General features: G+C 46.4%; 4 protein-coding genes and 1 pseudogene. 2 read left to right on the top strand and 3 right to left on the bottom strand.

The window, feature by feature from the left end:
- Both B7Y67_RS11505 and B7Y67_RS11500 read left to right on the top strand, forming a co-directional pair.
- A partial coding sequence (locus B7Y67_RS11505; protein ID WP_293598763.1) for an META domain-containing protein occupies positions 1 to 525 on the top strand: 525 nt, incomplete at its 5' end.
- Between the two features lie 42 nt (positions 526 to 567).
- Positions 568 to 1,014, top strand: coding sequence for a hypothetical protein (locus B7Y67_RS11500; protein ID WP_293598762.1), 447 nt, complete (start codon positions 568 to 570; stop codon positions 1,012 to 1,014).
- A 41-nt stretch (positions 1,015 to 1,055) separates the two neighbouring features.
- Here the strand turns inward: B7Y67_RS11500 and B7Y67_RS11495 are convergent, their stop codons facing one another.
- The 3 genes and pseudogenes from B7Y67_RS11495 to B7Y67_RS11485 form a co-directional block, all read right to left on the bottom strand.
- Positions 1,056 to 2,843 carry an acyl-CoA dehydrogenase gene (locus B7Y67_RS11495; protein ID WP_293598761.1) on the bottom strand — a complete coding sequence of 596 codons (1,788 nt, stop codon included), beginning with the start codon at positions 2,841 to 2,843 and terminating at the stop codon, positions 1,056 to 1,058.
- A 43-nt stretch (positions 2,844 to 2,886) separates the two neighbouring features.
- Positions 2,887 to 3,822 carry an electron transfer flavoprotein subunit alpha/FixB family protein gene (locus B7Y67_RS11490; protein WP_293598760.1) on the bottom strand — a complete coding sequence of 312 codons (936 nt, stop codon included), beginning with the start codon at positions 3,820 to 3,822 and terminating at the stop codon, positions 2,887 to 2,889.
- Positions 3,823 to 4,310, bottom strand: a pseudogene (locus B7Y67_RS11485) (electron transfer flavoprotein subunit beta/FixA family protein); the annotation flags it as partial.

Here is a 4,310-nt window from a genome sequence, read left to right as displayed (position 1 = left end):
ATGAAAACTGCCATTTTTAGACCCTTCGGAGGCCCTATAAAGCGCTTTTTTCTGATTCTTTCTTGCCTCGGCTTAAGTTTTTTGACTGCCTGCGCCAATGTCATTCCGCCCTGCAACGCCAAAACCAGCCCTCCCAGCACTGAATTCCGAAACACCAAATGGGAGCTAGTTCGCTGGAATCTAGCGCCCAATGCCAGAGGCGAGGTTCGTACCCGACAAATCCCTCAGGGTGACAATAGCAACCCAATCCAAATCATCTTTGATGCCAATGGTGAACGTGTGAGTGGGTCTACAGGATGCAATCGGTTTACTGCACGCATTACTGAAGATGCCAGAGGCTTTACGCTGGATCAAATAGCCGCTACAAAGATGGCTTGCACACCACAACGCATGGAGCTAGAGAATGACTTTCTCTATGAATTAAATGATTACCGCTCGATTGTGCGCAATGGCGATCAACTGTTGATGATTGGCGTGGATCGTCAAGTCTTAAGCTTTATGCAAAAAAGTAGTATTCCAAAATAAAATACTCTTTATCGAAATTGAAATTCATCACTGAAAGCCTGAATGAAAAAGTACAAACTCCTATTCTGCTCACTCGGATTGTTTTTTCCGGGGACTGGCTTGAACTGTTTTTATTTGCAAGGACTTAAATCCTTCTGGGGTTGGGCTCAACTATTTTCATTTATTGGTGGAATTGCTGGTTGGCTGATTCTCAAAGACTCACAATTTAATTCTGCGCCTGGTTGGGTTCTCATCACCTTTGGCTTTATCAGCTTCGAGGCGAGCTGGCTAACCACCATAGCTTATGGTTTACGTGCTGACGAAAAGTGGGATGCAGAATTTAATCCAAACATAGATTCGAGCAAAGCCACTAAGTCAGGCTGGCCGGTTGTATTAACTGTGATCTTTTCTTTGGTATTTGGCGCTGGCGTCATGATGACCTTCCTCGCCATTGCCTTTGAGCAATTCTTTATTTCACAGCTTCAGGAAGCAAGAAAGCTATCCCAGTAATGCAGATAGCTTTTTGAATGGCAATAACAGTTTTTTAAATCCTAAAACTGTTCCGCTGACAGGGCATTAGTGGAATGACCGCTCTCTAGGATCGAGGTTGCTAGAGCTTGAGATTGTGGCAAGAGATTTTCTGCAAAGAATCGTGCAGTGGCAATCTTGGCATCATAAAAATTAGGATCACCTGCGCGTAGCTCCTGCGCAGCCAGTAAGGCACGTGCCATTTGCCAGGCACCCAATATCAAGCCGCATAAACGTAAGTAAGCAAAGCTACCGGCGTAGACAGCCTTAACATCTGTCTTTGAATTTGCCACAATAAACTCAACAGCAGATTCAAAAGCAATACGTGCAGCGGTTAATTGCTTCAGCGCTGCCTTTGCATCTGCGGTGCCACTGCTTGCGAGATCTTTTTCAGTTTGCTGAATTTTTTCAGAGAATAGTTTTGCAGTTGCGCCACCATCACGCACCGTTTTTCTACCAATCAGATCATTTGCCTGAATAGCTGTAGTGCCCTCATAGATTGTCAGAATACGAGCATCACGATAATGTTGCGCTGCGCCTGTCTCTTCAATGAATCCCATACCACCGTGCACTTGCACACCGAGACTGGCTACCTCAATCGACATTTCAGTTGAGAAACCTTTCACAATCGGCACCAGAAATTCATAAACTGCTTGACTCTGCTTGCGAGAGGCTTCATCAGGGGAAGCATGTTGGGCATCATAAGCAGCAGCCGCGTAATACGCCAAGGCTCTAGATGCCTCGATATAGCCGCGCATAGTCATCAGCATCCGCTTTACATCTGGCTGATGAATAATTGCTACAGGACCTGGAGAGCCGGCTAGATCGCGACTCTGTACGCGGTCTTTGGCATATTGCACCGCTTTTTGATAGGCACGCTCTGCAACCGCAATACCCTGCATACCCACTGCAAAGCGAGCTGCATTCATCATCACGAACATATACTCCAGCCCACGATTTTCTTCGCCCACTAAATATCCAGTTGCACCACCATGATCGCCAAACTGTAAGACTGCAGTTGGGCTAGCCTTGATACCAAGCTTGTGTTCAATCGAGATACAGTGAACATCATTACGCTCACCAAGTGAGCCATCTGCATTCACCAAAAACTTTGGCACCACAAATAAAGAAATACCTTTCACACCTTCTGGAGCATCTGGCGTTCTAGCTAATACGAGATGGACAATATTTTTTGCCATGTCGTGCTCACCATAGGTGATGTAGATCTTGGTGCCAAAAATTTTGTATGCGCCATCAGTTTCAGGGACGGCACGAGCACGCACCATTGATAGATCAGAGCCTGCTTGAGGCTCCGTGAGACACATGGAGCCAGTCCACTCCCCAGAAATCATCTTCGGCACATAGCGCTCTTGCAACTCAGGGCTTGCCGCAGTTAACAAAGCCTCAATTGCACCATCGGTCAGCATTGGGCATAAAGCAAACGATAGGCTAGCCGAATGAACCATCTCAAAACATGCTGTTGCAATGAGCTTTGGTAAGCCTTGACCACCAAACTCTGCAGGATGAACAACGCCCTGCCAACCTGCTGCAGCAAATTGCTCAAAAGCATCTTTAAAGCCAGGTGTAGTTGTAACGATGCCATCCTTTAAAGAGCTAGGATTTTGATCGCCAACCCAATTAAGGGGTGCTACAACGTCTTGATTGAATTTGGCAGACTCCTCCAAAATTGCTGGAGCTAAATCGACATCAGCACCGGCCTCAGCATAAGATGGATAAGAAACGACCTCAGATAGCCCCGCTAGCTCGTTCATCACAAATAGCATGTCTTTTACTGGGGCTACATAAGGCATAAGATTCCTATGGATTAGGTGTAAAGATAGTTAAAGGGATGTCCTAGCCAAGCAAGTTAGTCAGTTCAGGTACAGCAGTATTTAAGTCAGCAACGAGACCATAATCAGCAACACTAAAGATTGGTGCTTCAGGATCTTTATTAATTGCTACGATCACCTTAGAGTCCTTCATTCCAGCTAAATGCTGAATAGCGCCAGAGATACCTACTGCGATGTACAACTGTGGAGCAACAATCTTGCCAGTCTGGCCTACTTGATAGTCGTTTGGAACATAACCAGCATCCACTGCAGCGCGCGATGCGCCTAGGGCTGCACCTAGCTTGTCAGCCAATGGCACAACGATCTCTTGATACTTCTCGCCAGAACCTAAACCACGACCACCCGAAACGATCACTTTGGCGGCAGTTAATTCAGGGCGATCTGACTTAGTCAACTCGCGACCCACAAAAGATGATTTGCCAGAAACCTCAGCAGCCGTTTGCTTTTCTACTGCAGCAGATCCACCGCTTGCAGCAACTGGATCAAAACCGGTTGTACGAACAGTAATTACTTTGATAGGGTCAGCGGATTGCACAGTAGCAATCGCATTGCCGGCATAAATCGGGCGCTCAAAAGTATCAGTCGAGACAACCTTAGTGATATCCGATAACTGTGCAACATCTAACTTTGCAGCTACCCTTGGCAATACATTCTTACCATTGGCAGTTGCTGGTGCCAGGATGTGGCTATAACCATTAGCAATCGAAAGAATCTGCGCAGCTAAAGGCTCCGCCAGTTGATCGGCTAATGATGCAGAATCTACCTGAATCACTTTACGCACACCAGCAATTTGGGCAGCAGCCGAAGCGGCAGCATCAGCACCACTACCAGCTACTAATACATCTACCTCAGGGGAACACTGTAAAGCGGCTGCTACCGCATTGAGCGTGGCTGCCTTTAAGGATTGATTATCGTGTTCAGCAATAACAAGTGCGGCCATTTAAATCACCTTCGCTTCATTTTTAAGTTTATCTACCAAAGCCGCTACATCAGCTACCATCACACCGGCAGAGCGCTTGGGTGGCTCTTCTACTTTGAGGGTTTTAAGACGTGGGGCAATGTCTACACCAAGATCTTCGGGTTTTACAATTTCTAAAGTCTTTTTCTTTGCCTTCATGATGTTTGGCAAAGTTACATAACGCGGCTCATTTAAACGCAAGTCAGTAGTAATCACCGCAGGCAAGGTAATCGCGATTGTTTCTAAGCCACCATCTACCTCGCGGGTCACACTTGCTTTACCGTCTGCAACTAACACCTTGGAGGCAAAAGTGGCTTGCGGAATATCCATCAAGCTCGCCAACATCTGTCCAGTCTGATTGCTATCGTCATCAATTGCTTGCTTACCCAAAATTACAATCTGCACTTGTTCTTTTTCAGAAAGGGCTTTCAGAATTTTCGCAACTGCTAAAGGCTGCAACTCGGCATCAG

The organism is Polynucleobacter sp. 35-46-11, assembly GCF_002281105.1.
The sequence above is the reverse complement of the archived record's forward strand: the minus strand, read 5'-3'. Positions and strand labels throughout refer to the sequence as shown.